Raw genomic sequence first — 18,078 nt, 5'->3', positions numbered from 1 at the left:
TCAATGACTATCTGGTCCGCGACCTCAAGCGTCTCGGGCTGTGGGACGAGGTCATGATTGCCGACCTGAAGTTCTATGACGGCTCGCTCGCACGCATCGACCGCATCCCGGCCGAACTGCGCGCCATCTATGCCACCGCCTTCGAGATCGACCCGTCCTGGCTGGTCGAAGCGGCTGCGCGCCGGCAGAAGTGGATCGACCAGGCCCAGTCGCTCAACATCTACATGGCGGGCGCCTCGGGCAAGCGTCTGCATGACACCTACTCGCTGGCCTGGCTGCGCGGGCTCAAGACCACCTACTACCTGCGTACCCTGGGCGCCACCAGTGCCGAGAAGTCCACCTCCGATCGCATCGGCCAGCTCAATGCGGTGTCGGCCGATGGTCATGCCGGGGGCTTCAGCTACGGTGCATCGGCCTCGGCACCGGTGGCCGAAGAGGCGCCGAAGTTCTGCGCGATCGACGATCCCACCTGCGAGGCGTGCCAGTGAACGGCAGCGGATCAGGTATCCGCTGTCTCGGGATCCGGGCGAACTGTTGTTCGGACCCCGACAAACCCCAGGCCAATGTCAAGACACCGTGACGAAATCGTTGCGGGGCATCCACAGCCGTCATAAGATTCCGTCTGTGAATAACGGCGGAATCTCGCGGCAAGACAACGGCTTAGCAGCCAGATTTGAAGCGAGACCTTAAATGCTTTCCTGGGAAGATTCTCCCTCCATCAAGCCGGCCCGCCCGGCCATGCCCGCGCCGATGGCCGCCAGTGCGATCGCTGCCGCCGCCTTCGCTCCCCGCGCCGCTGAAGTCCCCGCCGCTCCTGTCGCATCGACCCAGTCCGAGGTCAACACGAACCGCCGCGTCCGGGTCGAGGACAAGCGCATCATCAACGGCGCGTCCGATGTCAATCAGCTGGTGCCCTTCAAGTACAAATGGGCCTGGGACAAGTACCTCGCCACCTGCGCCAATCACTGGATGCCGCAGGAAGTGAGCATGAGTCGCGACATCGCGCTCTGGAAGGATCCCAACGGTCTCACCGAAGATGAACGCCGGCTGGTGCGCCGCAATCTCGGCTTCTTCGTCACGGCTGATTCCCTGGCCGCCAACAACATCGTTCTCGGCACCTATCGTCACATCACCGCTCCCGAGTGCCGCCAGTTCCTGCTGCGCCAGGCCTTCGAGGAAGCGATCCACACCCACGCCTACCAGTACATTGTCGAGTCGCTCGGGCTCGATGAGGGCGAGGTCTTCAATGCCTACCACGAGGTCAAGTCCATCCGGGACAAGGACGAGTTCCTCATCCCGTTCATCGATACCCTCACCAACCCGGATTTCGTCACCGGCACGCCCGAGAACGATCAGAAGCTGCTCAAGTCGCTGATCGTGTTCGCCTGCCTCATGGAAGGCCTGTTCTTCTATGTGGGCTTCGTGCAGATCCTCGCCCTGGGTCGTCAGAACAAGATGACCGGCGCCGCCGAGCAGTACCAGTACATCCTTCGTGACGAGTCGATGCACTGCAACTTCGGCATCGATCTGATCAACACCATCAAGCTCGAAAATCCGCATCTCTGGACGCCGCAGTTCCGCGCCGAGATCCGCGAGCTGTTCCTGCAAGCGGTCGAACTCGAGTACGCCTATGCCGAAGACACCATGCCGCGTGGTGTGCTCGGTCTGAACGCGTCCATGTTCAAGGCCTATCTGCGCTTCATCGCCAATCGTCGTGCGCAGCAGATCGGTCTCGATCCGATGTTCCCCCAGGAGGACAACCCCTTCCCCTGGATGAGCGAGATGATCGATCTGAAGAAGGAAAAGAATTTCTTCGAGACCCGCGTCACCGAGTACCAGACCGGTGGCGCGCTCAGCTGGGATTGAAGCAGCGGCCTTGGGGGTCGCGGCTCAGGGATTGAACTAAGCGGATGACAGACCGCTGCCTGAATCAGGACGATGCCCACTGGCCTCGTCGGGCAGGGCGGCGGTCTGGAATCCCAGCGGTGATGCGGTGGCCCTGCGGCCGCCCACACCGTACCGAATTCATTAGCGCAGGAGCCCGGGGTGGATGCCCGGCGGTTCTTGCGCCGATGAATGGCTCGTGCCCTGTTGGCGCCGGGGGCGCCCGGTCACGGGTTTCCGTGTTGGCATCATCAACCTGAGGAGTTCTCCCCATGGCAACCGCCACCAAAGCAGCTGCGAAGAAGCCTGCCGCCAAGAAACCCGCCGCGAAAAAGGCGGCCGCCAAGAAGCCGGCCGCCGCCAAGAAGCCTGCGGCGAAGAAGCCGGCCGCCGCCAAGAAGCCCGCGGCGAAGAAGCCCGTTGCTGCCAAGAAGCCCGCGGCGAAGAAGCCCGCGGCGAAGAAGCCCGCCGCCAAGAAAGCCGCGGCGAAGAAGCCCGCCGCCAAGAAAGCCGCGGCGAAGAAGCCTGCCGCCAAGAAGGCTGCTGCGAAGAAACCCGCCGCCAAGAAAGCGGCGGCCAAGAAGCCTGCGGCGAAAAAGCCTGCGGCCAAGAAGCCCGCCAGGAAAGCCGGCAAGAAACCCGCTGCGCAGCCTGCGGCTGCGGGCGCGGCGCCTGCGGTGGCCTCCGCCCCCGCCAACCCTGCCGCAGCCTGGCCTTTCCCCACCGGCAACAAGCCCTGACCCGAGCCGCCCGCCGGCCTGTGAGGGCCGGTGTCGCGCTGACCCGCGTCCATCACACCCGATGGCGCGGGTTTTTTCATCTGTGAGACACTCCGGCCGCTATGGTGAACGCGCTCTGGTTGCTCCTGGAAACCGCCGGCAGTCTGCTGGCCACCGCCTGCGTCCTCAGGGCGATCGCCTGGTGGCAGCAACTCTCGGCTCGCAATCCGATCATGCAGTTCGTGCTCGCGGTGACCGACTGGATCGTCAAGCCGCTGCAGCGGGTGCTGCCAGCTTCGCGCCGTGTCCACTGGGCCAGCCTCGCCGCCGGGTTGCTGCTGGCCCTCGGGCTGTCGTTCATCTATTCCACGCTGATGCTGGCCCGTGGCCCGATGCCCGGCGGCGTGATCCTGGTCGGGCTGTTCTGGCTCGGCAAGTGGACGATCTATCTGGTCATCGGCCTGGTGCTTCTGCAGGCCGTGCTGTCATGGGTGAATCCGCATGCGCCCATGGCACCGGTCGTCGATCACCTCACCCGAGGCTTCCTCGGTCCGATCCGCCGGGTCGTGCCGCTCATCGGCGGGGTCGATCTCTCGCCGCTGCTGCTCGTGGTGGCAGCCCAGGCGCTGCTGATGCTGCTGGAGTCGGCGCTCGCCTCGCTGCTGCGCTTCTTCTAGCGCGGTGAATCGTGCCCCTGGGCAGCCGTGCCGCGATGGGCCGCAGCCCGCGTGGCTGCAGGGAACGCCCGGGGAGTGGCTGATCGCGGTTCGCGCCCAGCCGGGTGCCCGCGGTGCGCCGGGCGCCGAAACCCACGGTGACTACCTGAAGGTGCGCGTGTCCGCGCCCGCGGTCGACGGCAAGGCCAATGCCGCATTGATCGACTGGTTTGCTGGCTGCCTTGGCCTGCCGACACGGGCTTTCGAGTGGCAGTCAGGACAGACTGCCCGCAGCAAGCGGCTGCGGGTCCGCACGCCGATGTCTTCGGCCGAGCTGGTGGCCGCACTGCTCCAGGACGGCCGCCAGCGGGCGGATCACCAGGGCCGGGCGCCGTAGGCCTGTGCGTGACGCTCGGCGACCGCGTCGCGCGAGACGGTGTGGTTCTGCGCGCCCTGCGACTCGATCTTGATCGCACCCATCACGCTGCCCAGTCGGGCAGCGCGCACCCAGTCCCAGCCCTGGGCCAGACCGTACAGCAGTCCGCCTCGGAACGCATCGCCGCAGCCGGTCGGGTCGAGGGCAGCCGAGATGGGTGCCGCCCTGACCGTCTCGCAGCGCCCCGCACTCCATACCTGACAGCCCTCGGCGCCGCGGGTGACGACCAGCGCCTGAACCCGCGAGGCAATCTCCGCCTCGCTCCAGCCGGTGCGCTCGACCAGCATCCCGGCCTCGTAGTCGTTGACCGCCACGGCGCTGGCCTGGCTGATGAGGCCGCGCAGCTCCTCGCCGTCGAACATCGGCAGTCCCTGACCCGGATCGAAGAGGAAGGGCACGCCGTCCTGCGCGAATTCCCGGGCATGGGTCTGCATGGCGGCCTTGCCGTTGGGCGCCACGATGCCGAAGGCGCCGCCTGCGCCCAGTGCACTCACCTGGTGGGCCTCGCTCATCGCGCCGGGGTGGAAGGCGGTGATCTGATTGTCGGCCATGTCGGTGGTGATGAAGGCCTGCGCGGTGTAGCACTCCGGCAGCAGGCGTACCCGGCTGATGTCGATGCCCAGCGCGCCGAGCCGCTCGAGGTACTCCCGGCCGTCCTGTCCGACCGTGGCCAGGATGAGCGGCGCGCCGCCCAGCCCGCGCAGCGTGTAGGCGATGTTGGCGGCACAGCCGCCGAACTCGCGCTTCAGGCGGGGCGTGAGGAACGCGACATTCAGCATGTGGACGCGGTCGGGCAGGATGTGATCCTTGAAGTGCCCGTCGAACACCATGATGGTGTCGTAGGCGACCGAGCCGCTGATCAGGATGGACTGCTGGGGCATGAAGGAGGACTCCGGGGGCCAATGGGGCGCGCCATGCGCGCCGGGTTCAGGGATAGAAGAGTTTCAGGCTGAAGCCGGCCGGCGCGAAGCCGGTGGCCTGCAGCGCCAGCCGCAGCGCGGTTTCCTGGTTGGGGGGCGCGCCCACCGGTGGCGTGTTCGGTCCGAGGTAGTCGGCGGGCAGCACCACCTTGCGCACCAGCAGCACGCCGGCGGCATCGGAGAGGCTCATCTCGATGGCTGGCCAGCGCACCGGGTGAGGAGCGCGGTTGCGCATGAGGAGATCCATGACCAGGGCGTCCGGCGAGGCCCCGCTCTGGACATCGAAGGATTCCAGCGTGAGCGAATCGAGCTCGCGGGGCGCCTGAACGCGAAGGCCGACCAGGGCGGACAGCGCGCTCAGCGCAGGCTCCAGGGCAGGGATGCGCGAGGCCAGCCAGTCGCGGCCGGCCAGGGTCAGCTGAACGGCCAGGCTGACGCTCAGCGCCATGCACAGCACGGCAGAAAACAGGCTGCGGCGGCTCGCGAAACCGCCGGCGCGAGCCGCCGTTGCGAAGAAGTCAACCGCCTCGGGGCCGCCGCCGGCATCGCCGGTGCGCGCCCGCCTTGCCGAGGGGTCGGGCGCCAGCAGCGCGGCTGACCAGGCTTCGGGGGCGTCGCCCAGCCTGGCCCCCGCCGGACCTTCGGGGGCCGGGTGCCCGGCTGATCCGGCCTCGGTGGCACCCCCGCGGTCGGCGATCTCGCCGGGTTCGGATTGCCTCCCGCGTTCCGTGGGTTCTCCGAGTCCGGCCTGCCCCCCGGGTTGCGTGGGGCCTCCGAGCCCGGCCTGCCCCCCGCGTGCAGCCTGCCCACCGGGCTCGCCGGCGAATGTCGCCTCGCCTTTGGCCGCCGATGACCCGGACGGGCTACGGTCGGCCGGACCGGGGGCGCTCGGGGCCTCATCATCGCGGCGGTCGTCCGCTGGTGTGTCTGCCGGGCTGTCAGCAGGGCTGTCAGTAGGGCTGTCAGTGGTGCTGTCAGTCGGGCGCGGGCTTCCCGGCACCTCGGCCGGTACCTCCGGCTCGAGCAGATAGTCGGGCAGGCTCAGGGTCTCGAGATCGTCGAGTTCCTCGAGTCCTTCGAGCACAACCAGATCGGTCGGGCGATCCAGGCTGCCGGCCGATGATGACCGGCGTCGGGCAGCCTCGGCCAGGGCGGCCTGTTCGAGCGCGGTATCGGCCATCGCGTCATCGCCGCCAGCCGCATCATCGAATGCCGCCGCATCCAGCGCTGCATCCTCGGTTGACGCATCCTCGGGTGCCGCAGCGCCGAGGGCAGCAGCATCGAGCACGGCATCGTCGAGCACGGCAGCGCCGGATCCCGGCTCGCTGCGCGCGGCCTTGCTCATGGCCGGGCCGCCGAATGCGGGCTCCTCGAATGCGGTTTCGTCCCTGGCAGCCCTCTCGAGCGCTGCCCTGAGATCGGGATCCGATGGGCGCGCGGGTGCCGGCATGCCAACCGGGGCGGCGTCCTGCGACGCGATGTCCCCGGCGATATCAGGATTGCTGCTGCCGTAGGCGGCCGCGAGGCGCTCCGCACTCAGCGCTGCGCCGGGCGGGCGGGCTCGGGGCGGGGTGAGGGTCTGTGCCGCAGCCATAGCGCTCGGGGTGCCGGGCGTCTCGAGGGGCGCTACCGCCTCGACCGGTGCCATCGAAGCCTCCCGCGTGACCGCCTCAGGTGCCGATACCCCGGACGCGGGCGCCAGATCGGTCTGCTCATTCACATAGCGCAGCGAATCCAGCCCCGAGAACACATGCCGGCAGGCGCCGCAGCGCACCAGGCCCCGCCGGATCTTCAGCTGGTCGGGAACGACCCGAAAGCCGGTCTGGCAGCGGGGGCAGGTGGTGGCCAGGGCCATGGCGCCCCGATCATCGGACGCGACGGCCGGCCAGGCAAGCCCAGCCGTCGACGCAGTCGGCCACGCGCAGGTCCACCTCGGGATAGCAGGCAGAGACCTCCTCGACCTGCCGCTCCAGCAGTCCGGCCAGCACCAGGGTGGCGCCGGGGCGCAGGAGCGCAACCAGTGCGGGCGCCAGCACCTTCAGCGGATTGGCCAGGATGTTGGCGAGCACCACATCGGCTGGCGCCAGCGGTGCCGACGTGGGTTGCACCTGCACGCTGACCTGATTGGCCAGGGCATTGTCGGCCGTGCTGGTCAGGGCCTGCGGATCGATGTCGGTGGCCACCACCTCCTGCGCGCCGAGCAGCGCCGCGGCGATTGCCAGGATGCCCGAGCCGCAACCGTAATCGATGACCCGCGTTCCCGGCGCCAGCTCGCGCGACAGCCAGCCCAGACACATCCGGGTGGTGGGGTGGCTGCCGGTCCCGAAGGCCAGGCCGGGGTCGAGCACCAGCCGGGTCACCCCGGAGGCCAGCGGTGCATCGAGATGCCAGGTGGGCGTGATCACCAGCCGCTCGCCGATCGGGATCGGCTCGAACTGCGCCTGCGAGGCGCGCACCCAGTCCTGGTCGTCGAACTGTGCGATGCTCAGATCGGCGGGGAGCGGTGCGCCGAGTGCGTCGGCCGCCGCCTGCAGCAGTGCTTGCGCAGCCGCGCCTTCGGCCAGCAGTGCCCGCAACCGGGTGCGCTGCCACCCCGGCTGCGGCGCCGGCATGCCGGGCTCGCCGAAGATCGCCTGCTCGTCGGGCGAGTCGGCGTCGGCATCCTCGGCCTGCACCGAGAGCGCGCCGGCATCGAGCAGCGCATCGGACCAGGCGTCGACCTGCCCGGCCGGTACGGTGAAGACCAGTTCCCGCCAGAAGGCCATCAATGTCTCGAATGAACGCGGCGCCTGCCCGCCGGGCCGCAGCGCTCAGCCGCCCTGCGCGACCTTGCGCTTGGCGAGCTTGCGCTCCAGGTAGTGGATGGAGGTGCCGCCCGCCACGAAGCTGGCATCGGCCATGAGCTCGCGGTGCAGCGCGATGTTGGTCAGGATGCCCTCGACCGCCATCTCGGAGAGCGCGATCTGCATGCGTCGGATCGCCTGCTCGCGGGTGTCGCCATAGGCCAGCACCTTCGCGATCATCGAGTCGTAGTGCGGCGGGACCAGGTAGTTCGCGTAGGCATGGGAGTCGACCCGGATGCCGGGGCCACCGGGCGGATGCCAGGTGGTGATGCGCCCGGGCGAGGGCGTGAACTGGAACGGGTGCTCGGCATTGATGCGGCACTCGATCGCATGCCCACGCAGCATCACATCGCGCTGGCGCAGCGTGAGCCGCTCGCCGGCGGCGATGCGGATCTGCTGCTGCACGATGTCGAGCCCGGTGATCAGTTCGGTGACCGGGTGCTCCACCTGCACCCGGGTGTTCATCTCGATGAAGTAGAACTCGCCGTCCTCGAACAGGAATTCGAAGGTGCCGGCGCCGCGGTAGCCCATCTTCTTGCAGGCCTCCGCGCAGCGCAGCCCGATCTTGTCGATCAGCCGCCGGGCAACGCCGGGGGCGGGCGCCTCCTCGAGGATCTTCTGGTGCCGGCGCTGCATGGAGCAGTCCCGCTCACCGAGATAGACCGCGTTGCGGAACTCGTCGGCCAGCACCTGGATCTCGATGTGGCGCGGGTTCTCGAGGAACTTCTCCATGTACACCGAGGGATTGCCGAAGGCGCTCTGGGCCTCGGTGCGGGTCATGGTGACGGCGTTGTTCAGGGCGGCCTCGGTGTGCACCACCCGCATGCCCCGGCCGCCGCCGCCGCCGGCGGCCTTGATGATCACCGGATAGCCGATGGAGCGCGCGATGCGGATGATCTCCTTCGGGTCATCGGGCAGCGCACCTTCGGAGCCAGGTACCACCGGCACGCCGGCCTTGCGCATGGCGTCCTTGGCCGAGACCTTGTCGCCCATGGTGCGGATCGACTCCGGGCGCGGACCGATGAAGACGAAGCCGCTCTTTTCCACCCGTTCGGCGAAATCGGCGTTCTCCGACAGAAATCCGTAGCCCGGATGGATGGCCTCGGCGTCGGTCACCTCGGCGGCGCTGATGATCGCCGGGATGTTCAGATAGCTGTCGCGCGACGGCGCAGGGCCGATGCACACCGACTCGTCGGCGAGCTTCACATACTTGGCTTCGGTGTCGGCCTCGGAGTGGACGACCACGGTCTTGATGCCGAGTTCCCGGCAGGCGCGCTGGATTCTCAGCGCGATCTCGCCCCGGTTGGCGATGAGGATCTTCTCGAACATGCCGGGATCACTCGATCTCGAACAGCGGCTGGCCGTATTCCACCGGCTGGCCGTTCTCGACGAGGATCGCCTTGACCGTGCCCGACTTGTCGGACTCGATCTCGTTCAGCAGCTTCATGGCTTCGATGATGCACAGGGTGTCGCCCTCGCGGACCGTGGAGCCCACGGTGACGAACGGCTCGGCCCCCGGCTGCGCCGAACGGTAGAAGGTGCCGACCATGGGAGACTTCACCCGATGCGCCGCCGGCGCGGGGGCCGGCTCGGCCGCGGGGGCGGGGGCCGGGGCGGCGGCCACCACCGGCGCGCTGGCCACGGCCGGCGCCATGGGCTGCATCATCGGCTGCGCGGCGCCCGGGGCCAGCCCCTTCACGATGCGTACCTTGCCGTCGCCTTCGGTGATCTCGAGTTCGGCGATGCCGGACTCGGCCACCAGGTCGATCAGGGTCTTGAGTTTTCGCAGGTCCATGGAAAGCACTTTCAGAGAGTTCAGCCGGCCCGCGCGCCGTGGCGCAGGGCGTGCTGCAGGGCATAGCCGTAGCCTGCCGGGCCGAGCCCGGCGATCACGCCCACCGCGAGTTCCGACAGATAGGAGTGTTGCCGGAAGGCTTCGCGGCGGTGGATGTTGCTGAGGTGAACCTCGATGAAGGGCACGGCCACGGCGGCAAGCGCATCGCGGATGGCGACGCTGGTGTGCGTGTAGGCACCGGGATTGATCAGGATGAAGTCGACGCCGGCCTGGTGGGCGTGCTGGATGCGGTCGACGAGCGCGCCTTCATGGTTTGACTGGAATGCCTCGAACCCGATGCCTGCGGCCTGCGCCTGTGCGGCGAGGTCCCGGTTGATGTCGGCAAGCGTGGCGGCGCCGTAAATGCCCGGCTCACGCACCCCGAGCATGTTCAGGTTCGGACCGTGGATCACCCAGACCAGCATGGCGGCTCCTTGCAGGACGCGGATTATGCGCCGGATTCCGAGCTGAAGTCCAGAGTTGCCTGAACTTGGCTTCAGTTAAGTGGACTTGCCTGCAGGTTTGCGCAGCAGGGGCAGGACGCTGGCACGCAGCTGCGGCAGGCGGATGCGGCCGAGCACCCGCAGCACCACCTGCCCGGCGGGATCGATCAGCACCGTGAAGGGCAGGGCGCCGCTGGTATTGCCAAAGCGCCTGGAAAGCTCGGTGCCGCCGGTGCCGCCGACGAGAAGAGGATAGGGGAATCGTCGCTTGGACGCAAATTCGCGGATGTTGACGGGGGAATCGATGCCGATACCGATCACCATGCCTTGCGCGCCTGAAATCTCGGTGTGCAGCTCCGCAAGCTCCGGCATCTCCTCGACGCAGGGCGGGCACCAGGTGGCCCAGAAGTTCAGCACCAGGGTCCTGCCGGCGGTCTGGCCGAGATCGAAGGGCTGACCCTCGGCATCGGGCAGGCTCAGCCCGCGCAGCAGGCCCACCGCCTCGGCGCCGGCTTCGTCCGGTGCGAGCCGGCGCCAGGCCAGCCAGGCGCCGCCGCCCACGCCCCCGAGCGCAGCCAGCACCATCAGGGCCCGGCGGGCAGCGCTCGCGCCGGTCATGTCGCGTCTTCCCGCATGCGGCGGGCCAGCGCGGCGCGATCGCCTCGTGCCGGGCCGCTGGCGCCCGGCCGCAGCGCGCCGCGCAGGTCGTCGGGTTCGTGCAGCGACAGCATCACCGGCGTGTCGCGCCAGAGGAAGCCGAGCACCTCGGCCTCGCCGCGACCCTGGAAGTGCGTCATGGTGTCGACCTCGAAGTCGATGCCCTGGTTGAGCAGCCAGTAGCTCACCTCCTTGGGGTTGTCGGCGAAGAGCTGCAGGTGGAGCGGGGCGTGTTCCGCGGCGATGCCTTTCCAGGCCGCGCCGGTGACCAGCGGCCGGAAGGCCTCGAGCTGCGCCATGAGGGCGAGCGCTGTCTCGCGCAGCGCGAGCACCCGCTCGGCGTGCTGTTCGTCGAAGAGCTCGAGGTGCTCGCGCAGCGCGGCGTCGATCTCGTCATGGTCGGGCAGGCTGCCTCTGGGCAGCCGACCCTCCCCGACCTCGGCCGCGGCCTTGCGCCGCGCGCTGGCGTAGTCGAGCCCGCCGTCGGCGATGAAGCGCGCGGCGGTGGCTGCGATCTCGGCCCGAAGGCTGTCCCGGGAGTCGTTCATGGCGGCATGGTAGCCGAGGCCGCTCGGGTACACTGCCGCTCCCATGCACATCCATGTCCTGGGCATCTGCGGCACCTTCATGGGCGGGCTGGCCGCCATCGCGCGGCAGGCCGGCTGGCGGGTCACCGGTTGCGATGCCAATGTCTATCCGCCCATGAGCGACCAGCTCCGCGCGCTGGGCATCGAGCTGATCGAGGGCTACGACCCGGCGCAGCGCGCGCTGCGTCCCGACCTGTTCGTGATCGGCAACGTGGTCTCGCGCGGCAACCCGCTCATGGAGGCCATCCTCGATGCCGGCGATGCCTATGTTTCCGGTCCCCAGTGGCTGGCCGAGCAGGTGCTGCGCGGGCGCTGGGTGCTGGGCGTGGCCGGCACCCACGGCAAGACCACCACCGCCAGCCTGCTGGCCTGGATCCTCGAGGCGCAGGGCCGGCAGCCCGGCTTCCTGATCGGTGGCCTGCCGCGCAACTTCCCGGTGTCGGCCCGGCTCGGCGACTCGCCGCTGTTCGTGGTCGAGGCCGACGAGTACGACACTGCCTTCTTCGACAAGCGCTCCAAGTTCGTCCACTACCGCCCCCGAACCGCGGTGCTGAACAACCTGGAGTTCGATCACGCCGATATCTTCCCTGATCTTGCGGCTATCGAGACGCAATTCCATCACCTGGTACGAACCCTGCCGCGTTCTGGCCGGGTGATCGTCAACGGCACCGACGCCGCGCTCGCCCGGGTGCTCGCCCGCGGCCTGTGGAGCGAGCGCGAGGCCTTCGGGGTGCGCGAGGGCTGGCACCTCGGCGCGGTGCACGAGACCGCGCAGGCCTCCCGCTTCGAGGTCTGCCTGCGCGGCGAGTGCCTCGGCGAGGCGCAGCTCACCCTGCCGGGCGAACACAGCCGCAGCAATGCCCTGGCGGCGATTGCCGCGGCGGTGCATGCCGGGGTGCCGGCGACCGCCGCGATCGAGGCGGTGGCCGGCTTCGAAGGGGTGCGCCGGCGGCTCGAGCTGCGCGGGCGCGAGCGCGGTGTTGCGGTCTACGACGATTTCGCCCACCACCCCACCGCCATCGCCACCACCGTGGCCGGCCTGCGTGCCCGGCTGGCGTCTGGCGAGCGCATCCTGGCGGTGCTCGAGCCGCGCTCCAACACCATGAAGCTCGGCGCGATGAAGTCGCGCCTGGCCGAGAGCCTGCGCGAGGCAGACCTGGTCTTCTGCCATGCCGGCGGCATCGACTGGGATGTCGGCGAGGCCCTGGCGCCGCTCGGCGAGCGGGTCCGCATCGGACACGATCCCGCCGCGCTGGCTGCCGCGATCGCCGCCGAGGCCCGCCCGGGCGACTCGGTGCTGGTCATGAGCAACGGCGGTTTCGGGGGCATCCATGCCAGGCTGCTGGCCGAACTCGCGCGGGCCGATGGCACCTGATTGCGCCGGCGGCGGCCGCGATCCCCGCGTCATCTACCTGCACGGCTTTCGTTCCTCGCCGAAGTCGTTCAAGGCGCAACTGCTCACCCGTCGCATGGCCGAGCTCGGGCGCAGCACCCAGTTCGACTGCCCGGCCCTGCCGGTGTCGCCGGCCGAGGCGGTGGCCGGTGTGCTCGTTAGCCTCACCCCGGCCGATACCCTGATCGGCAGCTCCCTGGGCGGCTTCTATGCCACCTGGCTGGCCGAGCGCATCGGCTGCCGCGCGGTCCTGCTGAACCCGGCGGTGCGGCCGGCAGCGGGGCTCGCCGCCTATCTCGGCGAGCAGCCGCTCTGGCATGGCGGCGGCTCCATGGTCCTCGAGCCGCGGCATCTCGACGAGCTGCGCGCCCTCGAGGTGAACGCGATCACCCGGCCCGAGCGCTACTTCCTGGTGGCGGCCACCGGCGATGAACTGCTCGACTGGCGTGACATGGTGGCCCACTACCCTGGTGCCCGGCACCGGATCATCTCCGGCAGCGATCACGGGCTGTCGGACTTCGCCGCGTACCAGGACGAAGTCCTGGGCTTTGCCGGCATCACCGGGCCGACCGACCGGCCCCTTCCTGCGTGACGAGCATGAATGGACAGCAGATGAGACTTCAGGATCGGGTGGCGATCATCACCGGCGCGGCCGGCGGCATCGGTCTGGCCACCGCGCGGCGCTTCCTCGCCGAGGGCGCCCGGGTGGTGGTGGCCGACATCTCGCCGGCGCGCGTGGCCGCCGCCTGCGAGGAGCTGGCGACGGCCGACGAGGGCGCTGGCGAGCGCATCCTGCCCGGCGTGGTGGATGTGACCGACCGCGTTGCGATCGATGCCCTGGTGGCGGCGGTGGTGGCGCGCTGGGGCCGCATCGATGTGCTGCTCAACAATGCCGGCATCACCCAGGACGCGCGTCTGGTGAAGATGTCCGACGCCCAGTTCGACCAGGTGATCGGCGTCAACCTCAAGGGCGTGTTCGAGTTCACCCAGGCGGTGGTGCGGGTGATGACCGAGCGGCGCGCGGGCGTCATCATCAACGCGTCGTCCGTGGTGGGCCTGTACGGCAACTTCGGGCAGACCAACTATGCTGCCACCAAGGCCGGCGTGATCGGCTTCACCAAGACCTGGGCCCGCGAACTGGGGCCGCAGGGCATCCGGGTGGCGGCGGTGTGCCCCGGCTTCGTCGAGACCCCCATCCTGAAGAGCATCCCGCAGCCGGTGCTGCAGAAGATGGTCGACAAGGTGCCGGTGGGCCGGCTGGGCAAACCCGAGGAGATCGCCGCGGTGTACGCCTTCCTGGCCAGCGACGACGCGAGCTACATCAATGGCGCGGTGATCGAGGTCTCGGGCGGCATCATGCTCTGACGGGTTCCGGGATCGGGGCCCGCCGGGCCGGCCGGCGCGCTGCGCCAAGCCCGCCGGTGGCCGGGCGCCGGCCGCGCCGCGCCCATCCTCGATCCGCCCGGAACTCAGTCGTCGTCGCCGTCGAGGATGTTGCCCAGGCCGCCGAGCACCGAACCCTGCTCGCGCGATCCGCCCATCTGTGGCGCGGCCGCGAAGATGCGCGAGGCCAGCCGCGAGAAGGGCAGCGACTGCAGCCAGACCGTGCCCGGCCCGCGCAGCACCGCGAGGAACAGGCCCTCGCCGCCGAACAGCGCGGTCTTGACCTTGCCCACATACTGGATGTCGAAGTCCACCCCGCCGGCCAGCGCCACCAGACAGCCGGTGTCCACCCGCAGGGTCTCGCCGGCAGCCAGCTCGCGCTTGACCACCGTGCCCCCCGAGTGCACGAAGGCGATGCCGTCGCCCTCGAGCTTCTGCATGATGAAGCCCTCGCCGCCGAAGAAGCCGGCCGAGAGCTTCTGCTGGAAGGCGATGCCCAGGGACACCCCGCGCGCGGCGCACAGGAAGGAATCCTTCTGGGCGATCAGCCGGCCGCCCACCTGGCGCAGGTCGACCGCGATGATCTTGCCGGGGTAGGGCGAAGCAAAGGCCACCTTCCGCTTGAGCGAGGCCCGGTTCTCGTACACCGTGGTGAACAGCGATTCGCCGGTGAGCAGGCGCTTGCCGGCGCCGAGCAGCTTGCCGAACAGGCCGCCGCCACCGCCGCCCGAGCCGTCGCCGAACACGGTGTCCATGTCGATGCCGTCTTCCATGTACATCAGGCTGCCGGCCTCGCCGACCATGGCTTCGCCTGGGTCGAGTTCCACCTCGACGAACTGCATCTCGGCGCCGATGATCCGGTAGTCGATGACATCCATGGCCATGATCGCTGTCTCCCTGATGGCAGGCCCTGCAGGCCGAAGAGCGCGGATTCTAGCGGCATATAATCAGCAGGGTCATGACGCATGTGCTCTTCGAGGAAGACGGCGGCCTGAAGGCCGCCACGGTGCTCTCCGACGCCGGCGCCAGCCTGCAGGTGGAGCATGTCTCCGGCCGCCGCACCAAGGTGAAGAGCGCCCAGGTGCTGCTGCGCTTCGAGAGCCCGACCGCGGCCGACCTCATGCCGGCGGCGCAGGCGGTGGCCGGCGGCATCGATGTCGACTTCCTCTGGGAGTGCGCGCCGCAGGATGAGTTCGGCTTCGGCGATCTCGCCGGCGAGTACTTCGGCGGCACGCCCAGCGCGGTGCAGTCGGCGGGCGTGCTGATCAAGCTCGCCGCCGCGCCCATCTATTTCCATCGCAAGGGCCGCGGCCGGTTCCGGCCGGCGCCCGCCGAGACGGTGCGGCTGGCACTGGCTGCGGTCGAGCGCCGCCGTGCCCAGGAAGCGGCCATCGCCGACATGGCGCAGGCGCTCATCCAGGGCAGCCTGCCGCCCGCGATCGCCGCCGCCGGCACCGGACTGCTGGTGCGCCCCGACAAGCAGTCGCTGGAATGGCGCGCGCTCGATCAGGCCTGCGCCGCGCTCAAGCTGCCGCCAGCCCGCCTGCTCCTCGAGCGGGGCCTGTTTGCCGATGCCGGCGCGCTGCACCTCGCGCTCTTCGAGCGCGAGCACTTCCCCGCCGGGCGCGGCTTTCCGGCCGGCCTGCAGCCGGCCGACCCGCCGGCCGATCTGCCGCTGTCGCCGGCGCCGGCCTTCTCCATCGACGACTCCACCACCACCGAGATCGACGACTGTCTCTCGGTGCAGCAGTTGCCCGAGGGCGGCCTGCGCGTGGGCATCCACATCGCCGCGCCGGCGCTGGCCGGGGCGCGCGGCGACGCGCTCGACGAGATTGCCCGCGAGCGGATGTCCACGGTGTACATGCCCGGCGACAAGATCACCATGCTGCCCGAGTCGGCGATCCGGCCGTTCTCGCTCGACGAGGGCTGCGAGCGGGCCGTGCTCTCCCTGTACTGCGATCTCGACGCAGCGGGCACCGGCATCGTCGCGCGCCGCACCTGCGTCGAGCGCATCCGCGTGGTGGCCAATCTGCGCCATGATCGCCTCGACGACCAGGTCACCGAGGCCGCGCTGCAGGACCCCTCGGCGCATTTCCCCATGGCCGACGCGCTGCGGGTGCTCTGGCGGCTCACCCTGGGCCTGAGTGCCGAGCGCGACCGGGTGCGCGGCCGTCCCGAGGCGCGGTTTCGCACCGATTTCAGCTTCTATGTCGAGGACGGCCGGGTGCGCATCGTGCAGCGTCGCCGTGACGCACCGCTCGACCGCATCGTGGCCGAGATGATGATCCTGGCCAACAGCGAGTGGGGGCGCCTGCTTGCCGAGCATCGGGCACCCGGTCTGTACCGGTCGCAGCAGATGGGGCGGGTGCGCATGAGCACCCATCCGCTGCCACACCAGGGACTTGGGGTGGCGCAGTACATCTGGTCCACCTCGCCGCTGCGTCGCTATGTCGACCTGGTCAACCAGCGGCAGCTGATCGCGGTGGCGCTCGGTCAGCGGCCGCCCTACGCCGCCAACGATGCCGACCTGTTCGCCATCCTGTCGGCCTTCGACGCCCGTCATGATGCCTACGGCGAGATCCAGTCGCGCATGGAGCGCTACTGGTGCCTGCGCTGGCTCGCCCAGGAGTCGGTCAGCCGTCTCGAGGCGGTGGTCATCCGCGATGATCTGGTCCGGCTTGCGCCGGTGCCTTTCGTGCTCCGGCTTGCCGACCTGCCGGCGCTGGCGCCGGGACGTCGCATTCTCATCGACATCCTGGAGCGCGACGAGCTCGAGCTCGCCCTGTCGGCGCGCTTCGTCGAGCTCATCGAGGGCACCGATGAGGCCGCGGCCGGCCAGGAGGCCTGGCTTGCCGAGGAGACCGCAACCGAGGCGGCCGAAGGCTCCGACGAGCAGGCCGAGTCGCTCGCTGCGGGAGCGGATGAGGCTCGCGCCCCGGACGGCGTCGGCGTGGGCTCCGGGGAGCAGCCAGACCATCGGGCGGCCCAGCCCTCGGACGACCCTGCCATGGTTGCCATGGCGTCCCCGCCGCCCCCGGGCGGATCCTGAACCCGGTGCAGGCCGTGAGCGCTCTCGCTGCCTCCCGCTGGCCGGTCTCGCTGCGAGACCCGCTCACCCTGGGCATCGTGGCCTCGGTGCTGCTGCATGGACTGCTGCTCGCCCTGCGTTTCGCGCCGCCCGAGCCCTTTCGCTTCGCGCCCCAGGACTCCCGCCTCGAGGTGGTGCTGATCAATGCCCGCACCGCCCAGCGCCCCGACAAGGCCGATGTCATCGCCCAGGCCGACATGTCGGCCGGCGGCGAGCACGAGCAGGGCCGGGCGCGCTCGCCGCTCAAGGCTGACCGGCAGGTCATCGACGCCGAGGACCTGGTCGAGCAGCGCCGTCGCATCCAGGCGCTCGAGGAGCGCCAGCGCTGGCTGTCGGCTCTCGCCCGCGGCGAGAATCCGGCGCCCCCGCGCGACCGCACCGTGGCCGAGCCCTCGCCGCTGCGCGCGGGCGACGACCCGATCGAGGTCGAGCGTGCCATCTCGCGCCTGCAGGCGCAGATCGACAAGCAGATCTCCGACTACAACAAGCGGCCCCGGCGCCTCACCTTCGGCATCAACGCCCAGGGCGCGGCCTACGCCCAGTATGTGGCCGACTGGGCCGCGCGCATCGAACGCCTGGGCACCGAGCGCTACCCGCCGCAGGCGCGCGGGCGCCTCTATGGCTCGATGGTGATCACCGTGGAGATCGACCGCCACGGCAACGTGGTCGATGTCATCCTGAACCGCAAGTCGCCGCACGAGGTGCTCAACCGGGCGGTGCGCGACATCGTCTATGCCGGCTCGCCCTATCCGCGCTTCCCCCCCGAGATGGCCCGCGAGGGCGACATCCTGCAGATCGTGCGCACCTGGACCTTCACCCGCGAGGGCATCGCCACCGAGGCGGTCGCCCCCGAGCCCTCCCGATGACCGACCACTACGCGGTGATCGGCAACCCGATCGCGCACAGCCGCTCGCCCGCCATCCACACGGCCTTCGCCGCGCAGACCGGGCAGGACATCTGCTACCAGGCGCTGTTCTCGCCGCGCGATGCCTTCGAGGCCGTGGTGCAGGGCTTTGCCGTGGGCGGCGGCCGCGGTCTGAATGTCACCCTGCCCTTCAAGGAGCAGGCCTTCGCGCTCGCCACCCGTCGCTCGGCGCGCGCGCAGGCGGCCGGGGCGGCCAACACCCTGATTTTCGACGCGCAGGGCATCAGCGCCGACAACACCGATGGCGTCGGCCTGGTGCGCGATCTCACCGGGCGGCATCGCCTGGGGCTGGCCGGCATGCCGGTCATCC

General features: G+C 69.7%; 18 protein-coding genes and 2 pseudogenes. 11 read left to right on the top strand and 9 right to left on the bottom strand.

What is annotated here, in order from left to right:
* The 5 genes and pseudogenes from AC2H6A_RS10080 to AC2H6A_RS10060 form a co-directional block, all read left to right on the top strand.
* Positions 1 to 488 (top strand): annotated as a pseudogene (locus AC2H6A_RS10080) (ribonucleoside-diphosphate reductase subunit alpha); the annotation flags it as partial.
* Between the two features lie 202 nt (positions 489 to 690).
* On the top strand, positions 691 to 1,866 hold the full coding sequence (locus tag AC2H6A_RS10075) for a ribonucleotide-diphosphate reductase subunit beta (RefSeq protein ID WP_484273137.1): 1,176 nt from the start codon (positions 691 to 693) through the stop codon (positions 1,864 to 1,866).
* A 290-nt stretch (positions 1,867 to 2,156) separates the two neighbouring features.
* Complete coding sequence (locus AC2H6A_RS10070) at positions 2,157 to 2,624, top strand: histone H1-like repetitive region-containing protein (RefSeq protein WP_484273136.1); 468 nt, start codon at positions 2,157 to 2,159, stop codon at positions 2,622 to 2,624.
* A gap of 104 nt (positions 2,625 to 2,728) precedes the next feature.
* Positions 2,729 to 3,280, top strand: a complete 552-nt coding sequence (locus AC2H6A_RS10065) for a YggT family protein (RefSeq protein ID WP_484273135.1) — start codon at positions 2,729 to 2,731, stop codon at positions 3,278 to 3,280.
* A 4-nt stretch (positions 3,281 to 3,284) separates the two neighbouring features.
* Positions 3,285 to 3,656: a DUF167 domain-containing protein gene (locus AC2H6A_RS10060; protein WP_484273134.1), complete on the top strand. Its 372-nt coding sequence runs from the start codon at positions 3,285 to 3,287 to the stop codon at positions 3,654 to 3,656.
* Here the strand turns inward: AC2H6A_RS10060 and AC2H6A_RS10055 are convergent.
* From AC2H6A_RS10055 to AC2H6A_RS10020, 8 genes are all read right to left on the bottom strand, one after another.
* The gene (locus AC2H6A_RS10055; protein WP_484273132.1) at positions 3,635 to 4,576 is read right to left on the bottom strand and encodes a carbohydrate kinase family protein; all 942 of its coding nucleotides are present in this window, start codon (positions 4,574 to 4,576) and stop codon (positions 3,635 to 3,637) included. The genes AC2H6A_RS10060 and AC2H6A_RS10055 overlap by 22 nt on opposite strands.
* A gap of 46 nt (positions 4,577 to 4,622) precedes the next feature.
* Complete coding sequence (locus AC2H6A_RS10050) at positions 4,623 to 6,470, bottom strand: DUF3426 domain-containing protein (RefSeq protein WP_484273130.1); 1,848 nt, start codon at positions 6,468 to 6,470, stop codon at positions 4,623 to 4,625.
* A gap of 10 nt (positions 6,471 to 6,480) precedes the next feature.
* Positions 6,481 to 7,380, bottom strand: a complete 900-nt coding sequence (gene prmA / locus AC2H6A_RS10045; protein WP_484273127.1) for a 50S ribosomal protein L11 methyltransferase — start codon at positions 7,378 to 7,380, stop codon at positions 6,481 to 6,483.
* Positions 7,381 to 7,425: 45 nt separating this feature from the next.
* On the bottom strand, positions 7,426 to 8,787 hold the full coding sequence (accC, locus tag AC2H6A_RS10040; protein WP_484273125.1) for an acetyl-CoA carboxylase biotin carboxylase subunit: 1,362 nt from the start codon (positions 8,785 to 8,787) through the stop codon (positions 7,426 to 7,428).
* 7 nt (positions 8,788 to 8,794) lie between these two features.
* Entirely contained in the window at positions 8,795 to 9,253 is a 459-nt protein-coding gene (gene accB, locus AC2H6A_RS10035) for an acetyl-CoA carboxylase biotin carboxyl carrier protein (protein WP_484273122.1), read from the bottom strand.
* 20 nt (positions 9,254 to 9,273) lie between these two features.
* Positions 9,274 to 9,717, bottom strand: a complete 444-nt coding sequence (gene aroQ / locus AC2H6A_RS10030) for a type II 3-dehydroquinate dehydratase (RefSeq protein WP_484273121.1) — start codon at positions 9,715 to 9,717, stop codon at positions 9,274 to 9,276.
* 75 nt (positions 9,718 to 9,792) lie between these two features.
* The gene (locus AC2H6A_RS10025) at positions 9,793 to 10,353 is read right to left on the bottom strand and encodes a TlpA family protein disulfide reductase (protein WP_484273119.1); all 561 of its coding nucleotides are present in this window, start codon (positions 10,351 to 10,353) and stop codon (positions 9,793 to 9,795) included.
* Complete coding sequence (locus AC2H6A_RS10020) at positions 10,350 to 10,940, bottom strand: hypothetical protein (RefSeq protein ID WP_484273117.1); 591 nt, start codon at positions 10,938 to 10,940, stop codon at positions 10,350 to 10,352. The genes AC2H6A_RS10025 and AC2H6A_RS10020 overlap by 4 nt, the downstream gene beginning before the upstream one ends.
* Before the next feature lie 43 nt (positions 10,941 to 10,983).
* Here AC2H6A_RS10020 and mpl point away from each other — a divergent pair, with 43 nt between their 5' ends.
* Genes mpl through fabG form a run of 3 tightly spaced genes read left to right on the top strand, consistent with a single transcriptional unit; the run spans position 10,984 to position 13,737 of the window.
* Complete coding sequence (gene mpl, locus AC2H6A_RS10015) at positions 10,984 to 12,354, top strand: UDP-N-acetylmuramate:L-alanyl-gamma-D-glutamyl-meso-diaminopimelate ligase (protein WP_484273115.1); 1,371 nt, start codon at positions 10,984 to 10,986, stop codon at positions 12,352 to 12,354.
* Positions 12,344 to 12,964: a YqiA/YcfP family alpha/beta fold hydrolase gene (locus AC2H6A_RS10010; protein ID WP_484273112.1), complete on the top strand. Its 621-nt coding sequence runs from the start codon at positions 12,344 to 12,346 to the stop codon at positions 12,962 to 12,964. The genes mpl and AC2H6A_RS10010 overlap by 11 nt, the downstream gene beginning before the upstream one ends.
* Before the next feature lie 20 nt (positions 12,965 to 12,984).
* Complete coding sequence (gene fabG / locus AC2H6A_RS10005) at positions 12,985 to 13,737, top strand: 3-oxoacyl-ACP reductase FabG (RefSeq protein ID WP_484273109.1); 753 nt, start codon at positions 12,985 to 12,987, stop codon at positions 13,735 to 13,737.
* A gap of 104 nt (positions 13,738 to 13,841) precedes the next feature.
* Here the strand turns inward: fabG and AC2H6A_RS10000 are convergent, their stop codons facing one another.
* Positions 13,842 to 14,639: a TIGR00266 family protein gene (locus AC2H6A_RS10000; RefSeq protein WP_484273107.1), complete on the bottom strand. Its 798-nt coding sequence runs from the start codon at positions 14,637 to 14,639 to the stop codon at positions 13,842 to 13,844.
* A gap of 74 nt (positions 14,640 to 14,713) precedes the next feature.
* On the opposite strand from AC2H6A_RS10000, the gene AC2H6A_RS09995 reads away from it, so the two are divergent.
* The 3 genes and pseudogenes from AC2H6A_RS09995 to aroE all read left to right on the top strand — a co-directional run.
* Positions 14,714 to 16,804, top strand: a complete 2,091-nt coding sequence (locus AC2H6A_RS09995) for an RNB domain-containing ribonuclease (RefSeq protein ID WP_484273105.1) — start codon at positions 14,714 to 14,716, stop codon at positions 16,802 to 16,804.
* 14 nt (positions 16,805 to 16,818) lie between these two features.
* Entirely contained in the window at positions 16,819 to 17,709 is an 891-nt protein-coding gene (locus AC2H6A_RS09990) for an energy transducer TonB (protein WP_484273103.1), read from the top strand.
* Positions 17,706 to 18,078: pseudogene (aroE, locus tag AC2H6A_RS09985) on the top strand (shikimate dehydrogenase); the annotation flags it as partial. The gene AC2H6A_RS09990 and the pseudogene aroE, both read left to right, overlap by 4 nt.

This window comes from Quisquiliibacterium sp. (assembly GCF_982640115.1).
Note: the sequence above shows the minus strand (reverse complement) of the source record. Positions and strands in the feature narration are given on the sequence as shown.